Raw genomic sequence first — 6,727 nt, 5'->3', positions numbered from 1 at the left:
CCGCATTTGATATTATTGGCAAGGTTTGGCAGGGCGCGTTCGTGCCACAGTCCCAATTGCCGCGCAAGGGTTTCGCTGTCCTCGTTTTCCAGCACTTTCAGCAGGAGACTGAGTTTGGTGACTTCCACGGCGTTAGAGTCAATATCAACGCCATAGAGATTGTTCAGCAGGATGCGTTTCTTCTCGGCAGTCGAGAGAAACCAGTCGCCGCCTTTACCGGGAAAGATTGCCTGCGTCGCGGCTTTGCGTTTTCCTTTTTCTGCTTTAACGACCGGAATGACGCCGGTCTTTTCGTATTCTTTGCGGTAATATTCCAGATGCCAGTCCATCAGGTACTGATACGCGCCGAGCAGGAACGAACCACTGCCGCAGGCGGGATCGAGGATGCGCAGTTCGGAGACTTCGGCGGGAGTTTTGCCTTCCAGCAATTTCCCGACCGTGTTTTTCACGATGTAATCGACGATATATTGCGGTGTGTAATAGACGCCGCCGGCTTTGCGCACTTCCGGCTTTTCTTCGATGCGGGCATGATGTCCGGCGGTCAGCGAAATGCGTTTGCCGAGGAATTGTTCGTAGGCGTTGCCTAAAACTTCCACCGGCAGAACGCTGAATTCGTACGGGCAATCGGGATAGTAGAGATTCCGAACGATCTCTTTCAGCAATTTATCGTCAATCGCCAGATTCGGCGTAATGGTATCGGGATTTGCGCCGTCCTTTTCGTTGAAATGGAACAGCCCGGAATTATAGCGTTCGTCCGCTCGGTAATAAATCTCGACCAATCGCGGATAGACGCGCTCGCCGTTTAAAAGAGATTGAAGCGGATATTGGGTTTCAATGCCGCGGTCCTCGCTCATGCGCAGAAAGATCAGGCGGTCGATGGTGATTTGCACGGCGTAATTCAGTTCGCGCTCGGATAGATTGAGATTGCGCAGGGCAAGGTTTTGAGCAAGTTTGACGCGCCAGTTATCGAGATCGTTCAGAAAATCGCGGTCAATCTCGGCGCGCGGTTTTTTGCCCTGTTTACTCTGGATAAAACGCTCGAAGTCGCCGCGCAGAACCGCTTCTTTGGAAAAAGTTGCCTGCATGGATTCCCAATTTTCGGCGTATTCCTGATAAGTGTAGTAAAGCATCCGTCCGACGTGCGTTTTATCCGTGATGGCGGGTTTGAGAGTCGTATCGTAAACGATGAATTCCTCGAAATCGGTCAGGATCGAGACTGGCAGTTTGGCGCTGTAGGCATAGCGGCGCAATTGAAAAGCCGGAGCGGGATCGTTTTTCAGATCGACGGACGGTTTCTTGGTTTCCAGAAAAAATATCCGTCTGCCGCCGATGCGGAAAGAATAGTCCGGGGCTTTCGTGTTTAATCCGACCCGGACTTCGTCTTCGTGGATCACATCGCGGAATGCTAATGAATAACCAGATACGTTATTGACGTCCCAGCCGACTAACTCCCAGAACGGATTGACGAATTCGACCCGCACTTGCGTCTCGTTGTATTTTTGATTCTTGTATTCGGTGAAGTTGCGGGAGAATTTTTCGACGAGTTCAGTGATTCCTGTGGTCATGATTTCTTACATCCGTTCCAGAGGGTTTTGATATAATTAAAGTTAGTTATAGTTTCATACTAAACTAAAATATGGACATTTTTTCTAAAAAACAATTTATCATTCAAAAACACATTTAAAGACGTTTCCGCTTCAAACAAAAGGGCGCAATCTCTTGCGCCCTTTTAATAACCGATATTTTATTGGACTGATGATTACAACATTTCAACGAAATATTTGGCAGTCAATTTTTCGCCTGTTGCTCCGATGACCATCTTTTCCCACGGATATTTTCTGCCAGGGAAAAACACCTTCGTCTTGAAATAGTCGCCAATCGCTGGATTATTGGCAAATTGAATATCTTTAAACGAAGCGACGTTCTGGGATTTTGCGATTGTGTTCAGAAATTGCGCAACCAGTAGTCCACCCAATTGGTAATTATGATAATAAACCGGATACGAACAAATATGAATCTTTGAAGCATAATCGGGCAGATTTCGGTTTTCTGGTCGTTTTAACATCTGATATTTTTCCACCAAATCCCACCAGAGTTTATTTAAATCCTGATCCGGATTTTCATACATATTCTTCTCAAAATTGTACACAACCAAAGACCAGCGTGCGAAAATTAAACTCTCATATCTCAGCGTTTGAGCTGTCAGATCAGTGATTTTTGCTTTTTCCTCGTCTGAAATTCCGGTCATTTCCTGAATCCATTCCGGGTTTCGGGATAGCCTTTCGAAGAACATGGCAACCGCTTCCGTCGTGAACGTATGCGCTTCGCTCCTCAATATGTACGGAAGGCTGGAATCGACATTATAGCTATAAACCGCATGTCCGAGTTCGTGCAAAACAGTTCCAGTCCAATCGGTATTGTTCCGGACGTTTACCATGATACGAACATCTCCAAGCCGATCGATATCCGTACAAAAGGCATGCGGATATTTGTTGGGACGTTCATACAGGTCGGATTTTGCGAGAATCTTATCGACTGGAAGTCCGATTCCCTGATAGAATTTTTCCACTAATTTAACGACATCCTGTTTTTCATAGTATTTATCGAGATTGACATCCGATAACTGCGGAACTTCCTGAAAAAACGGATCGGCATAATCCCAAGGCATCAAATTTTCCGGCTTAATTTTTAACCGTTTGGCAAGAATGGCATCCATTTCAGACTTTGCTTTAATAAATGGCTCGCGAGTCGCGACTTCGAGTTCGTCAAATATTCTGGTTATCTCAGCGGGTTCTTGTTCATCGGACAGCAGGCTCATTTCGTAGAAATTTTTATATCCCATTTGCTGGGCGGCTTCATTCCGAAGATGTACCAACTTCAACATGTCGGATTCAACAACTTGAGCGACTTGTTTCGACGCTTCCCATGCTTTTTTCCGCTGATTCATGTTTGTTGATGTCGTTAAAATTTGTTTTATATCGTTTCCGGAAACTTCCTTGCCGTCAATTTTCCCCCGAAACGTATTGAATCTGCCTTCGATTGACGCCGCTAAACGTGTAATCTGATTCAACAGCGCCGTATCCGCCTGATTCGTGACATATTCGTTGTAAAATACATCCAGTTGCCTTGACAACAGCGTATCTTTTACACCTTCTTGGTGAAATTTCTTAATTTTTTCAAAATTCGCTTTATCGGAAAAAACTTTGGTGATTTCCATATTTATCTGAGCACTGCGGTCATACTCTTCCATTTTCCCAGTGGCTGAGGCGTTCCAAGATGCCAACGCGGCTTCGTTATAAAGCGGAGCAATCACCGTCGTCAGAGTGTCAATAAAAGCCTGCGCGGCTTCTTCGTTATTCTGTTTACCGCAGGAAATCAACATCAAAGCGGCTAACACGACAATTGTAAGTTTTTTCATAAAGAGAAACCTCCTTTTTGTTTTTGGTAATGAGATAATTCACAGACATTTAATCGTATTTAATGTAGAATGTTACCGTCAGATCAATCATTGTTCGTCTTTTACCTCTTTCGCATACATTTTATCGTAATATTCCGGGTACATTTTTTTTGCGCAGTCGGGACAAATTCCATGCGTAAAAACCGTTCCCGAATGTTCCTTGAAATATTCTTCAACCCGATGCCAATAACCCGAATCGTCACGAATTCTTTTGCAGTTAGAACAGATCGGCAGAAGTTCCTGAAGTTCGGAAATTTCCTCCATTGACTTGATTTTCAGGCGATAACGATTGTAGAGAATCATAAGAGCAATTAACGAAATCAACAGAATTCCGATGATGGCATTTTTGATAATTTTTCCGCGTTTAACGACTAAGTCTTTGATTTGTTGGTCTTTAGCCCTTATCTGATCTTCTTTCTCACGGTCTTCCAGACGCCACTTGAACTCTATGGCGGCTATCTTTTTCATATTATTTATACTAAAAATCGTGTCTTTGATCTCTTCGTAAATTTTGTAATTTTCCAGTGCGAGATTCAGTTTCCCCTGTTTTTCGTATATTTTCGATAAATACTTGTGACTTTCCTTGATATGATCTAATGCGTTAATGGACTTTCCGATTTTGAGCGCTTTTTGTATTTGCTGGATTGCCAAATCATATTTGCCCGCTTCTGAATAGGCTAATCCGATGAGATTTCTGGATTCAGTGATACCGCCCAGATTTTCGACTTTTTCATATAGCGGAATTGCTTCATAGAGTAATTTCAGCGCTTTCTCATATTCACCCATCTGAATATAGGTTCGTCCAAGATTAATACTAGTGAGTGCCGTTCCGGGTCCATAACCAATTTTTCGGCTTAGAATGAGTGCTTCTTCATGACACTGCTTCGCTTTTTGTACATCACCGGAACGGTAATACGTTTCGCCGATATTTTCCATCGTTCGGACGACTCCAAGTTGGTCGTTTAATTTCCTTTTAAAATCTAAGGATTTATTAAAATACGTAAGCGCGTCATTATACGCTTCAATTGCAAGATAAACCAATCCAATATTGTTGTAGGATTTTGAAAGTCCAACGGAATCAGAAAGCGCTTCCCTGAGATGTAACGCCTGAATATGATGGCTTAGAGATTGTGTGTAATTACTTGTAAAATAGTATGCAAGGCCGATATTATTAAGAGATTGCGCCAACCCGCGTTTATTTCCTATTTTTTCATCTAATTTCTGAGACAGTTTCGAAAAATATATCGTAGAATCATACATTCCGAGCAAAGAACAGTTGAATGCCATGGCGTCCAGAATTTCCGATTCGCCGAATTCATCGCCAATTTCTCGCGCCAGATGCCAGCCAGATCGTCCGTAGTTGAGACCTTTGCGGGGAGAAATTTCCCTGTAGCCGTTACAGATTTCCGTAAGAAGTATAACTTTTTCCTTTCCACTAACCGTCGGAATCATCATTAAAAGAGAATCGATCGGTTCTGAAAATGCAATGGTCGAGATTAGAAACGTTATAAAAAGTCGGGAAAATCTATTTATTCCATTCATCAATTTTTTTTAAATCACTCAGTAATTATTATCATTTATTTAACGTTTCGTTTAAATATAACGAATTGAACGAATGAACAAAATCAAATTATCATAGCAGAGTTATTTTTTACTGCTGGCTTCTCTTTTCAGAAATTCTTCAAGCGTCATCCTGGATTTATAGGACTCGCTTTTCATATATCTCAGGAGATTCATAAACATATCTTTTTTAATATATCCGGGAATTACGGCTATTACTTCCGAATTAGACGTAACAAAAGCGATCGAAGGAAAACCGGTTACCTGAAAAGCTTGAGTTAGTTGCATCGGTGAATAGATTCTTCCCTGAAACTGAAGTTTTTCCGTTGCATTTTCCGCATTGATGCGAATTGGAACGAAATTCTCAAAAAGGTACTTTTCAACCGTAGGCACAGAGAAAGTTTCCTTTTCCATCACATGGCACCATTTACACCAATCGGTATAAAAATCGATGACAACGTGCTTTTTCTCTTTTTTAGCTTTTTGAATTCCCTCGTTGAACGAATACCACGGCTTACCTTCTGCCAGTAATCCGGTTCCCATTACAAACATCAATACTAAACTGATCAATCTTACTTTCATTAATACTCCTTGATTCTTGGTAAATTTCAGTGATTAGAGGCAGAAAGACAAGAATTGGTTTCAAAATTTATATTCGGCTGTCAGACCCTCAAATTCTTATATAATTTGAATGATAACGAAAATATGTCTAAAACTATTAAATCATTCCATTGACCGACAGATTTATTCTATATTTACTACGATTGAATTATCCAATTTTCTGACAGTTTCATTTAAGTATTGTATGAATTGTTTGCCTGATCGGATTCCGTCCAGTTCTTTCTCCCATGCCGCTAAGAAGTAGTAAGTCAACGAGTTATCGGATGGTTTCAGAACAACAACATGACTATTCGCATCTTCCGTCAACTGAACCAGATTGTTTTTCCGAAACAAAATCGACAGTCCGAGACTATCACCGGCAAGGCTTTGTTTACCGTAAGTTGCTAAATACATCCAACCATCCATATTTGCCGGAGAAGTGAAAACCGTCGTATTCTCCATTTTCACGATTCCGGTGCAAAGATTTGGCGGATTGTCCGTGATTTGAATCGAGTGTTTGGTTAAACGACTGCCAGCGTCGATTGTCAATTCCGAGATCAGGTCGAATTTTCCTGATTCGGTTTTCCAGCCGAAATAATTTGTACGAATCTGCGATCTCAGGACGACATTGGACACGATCTCGCAGGTTGAACTATCGATTAATGAGATTCTTTCGGCTTTATGACTTGACCAAATGAAGACCTTGTTTTAGCGGTCAAATTGCCCGGCCCTGCAAAGAATTCCATTCTTATTATCGCTTCCTACCATTCACTCGGCGCACCCGAAGTAGTAAACTATCTAACACAACCTTCCACGTGTCAGGCTGTGGAACAAAAATTCATAGAAAAATATCAAAAAGTCCCTAAATATTTTGAAATCCTGTCCCGTGTCACAGGGATTGACAAGACAGCTTATAGTACGGAAATGTTGATTTATAATGAAATCCTCGCCGATTAATTCAGGCAATTTCTAATGGGGTGAAGCCTCAATACTGTTGACAAACTATTGTTAATTTCAATACATTCTTTTTGATATTAGGTATTTGATAACATTAATATTAAAGGTTCTTTCGCGGAATGAGTGGGTAAAAGTGGATTAATATTTTTGAAT

General features: G+C 41.6%; 6 protein-coding genes. 1 reads left to right on the top strand and 5 read right to left on the bottom strand.

Features of this window, described 5'->3' with window-relative positions:
• The 5 genes from COT43_11850 to COT43_11830 form a co-directional block, all read right to left on the bottom strand.
• A partial coding sequence (locus tag COT43_11850) for a restriction endonuclease subunit M (GenBank protein PIS27185.1) occupies nucleotides 1–1,565 on the bottom strand: 1,565 nt, incomplete at its 3' end.
• Between the two features lie 194 nt (nucleotides 1,566–1,759).
• Nucleotides 1,760–3,418: a peptidase M3 gene (locus tag COT43_11845; GenBank protein ID PIS27184.1), complete on the bottom strand. Its 1,659-nt coding sequence runs from the start codon at nucleotides 3,416–3,418 to the stop codon at nucleotides 1,760–1,762.
• A gap of 87 nt (nucleotides 3,419–3,505) precedes the next feature.
• On the bottom strand, nucleotides 3,506–4,999 hold the full coding sequence (locus COT43_11840) for a hypothetical protein (GenBank protein PIS27183.1): 1,494 nt from the start codon (nucleotides 4,997–4,999) through the stop codon (nucleotides 3,506–3,508).
• Nucleotides 5,000–5,101: 102 nt separating this feature from the next.
• On the bottom strand, nucleotides 5,102–5,599 hold the full coding sequence (locus tag COT43_11835; GenBank protein ID PIS27182.1) for a hypothetical protein: 498 nt from the start codon (nucleotides 5,597–5,599) through the stop codon (nucleotides 5,102–5,104).
• Between the two features lie 162 nt (nucleotides 5,600–5,761).
• Nucleotides 5,762–6,313, bottom strand: coding sequence for a hypothetical protein (locus COT43_11830; GenBank protein PIS27181.1), 552 nt, complete (start codon nucleotides 6,311–6,313; stop codon nucleotides 5,762–5,764).
• A gap of 24 nt (nucleotides 6,314–6,337) precedes the next feature.
• Here COT43_11830 and COT43_11825 point away from each other — a divergent pair, with 24 nt between their 5' ends.
• On the top strand, nucleotides 6,338–6,574 hold the full coding sequence (locus tag COT43_11825; GenBank protein PIS27180.1) for a hypothetical protein: 237 nt from the start codon (nucleotides 6,338–6,340) through the stop codon (nucleotides 6,572–6,574).
• Nucleotides 6,575–6,727 lie beyond the last annotated feature (153 nt).

It is taken from the genome of Candidatus Marinimicrobia bacterium CG08_land_8_20_14_0_20_45_22 (genome assembly GCA_002774355.1).
GTDB lineage: Bacteria > Fidelibacterota > UBA2242 > UBA2242 > UBA2242 > 0-14-0-20-45-22.
Note: the sequence above shows the minus strand (reverse complement) of the source record. Positions and strands in the feature narration are given on the sequence as shown.

Coding starts and splice junctions, on each gene's coding strand:
- COT43_11845 (PIS27184.1), bottom strand. CDS start 3,418: ATGAAAAAACTTACAATTGTCGTGTTAGCCGCTTTGATGTTGATTTCC.
- COT43_11840 (PIS27183.1), bottom strand. CDS start 4,999: ATGAATGGAATAAATAGATTTTCCCGACTTTTTATAACGTTTCTAATC.
- COT43_11835 (PIS27182.1), bottom strand. CDS start 5,599: ATGAAAGTAAGATTGATCAGTTTAGTATTGATGTTTGTAATGGGAACC.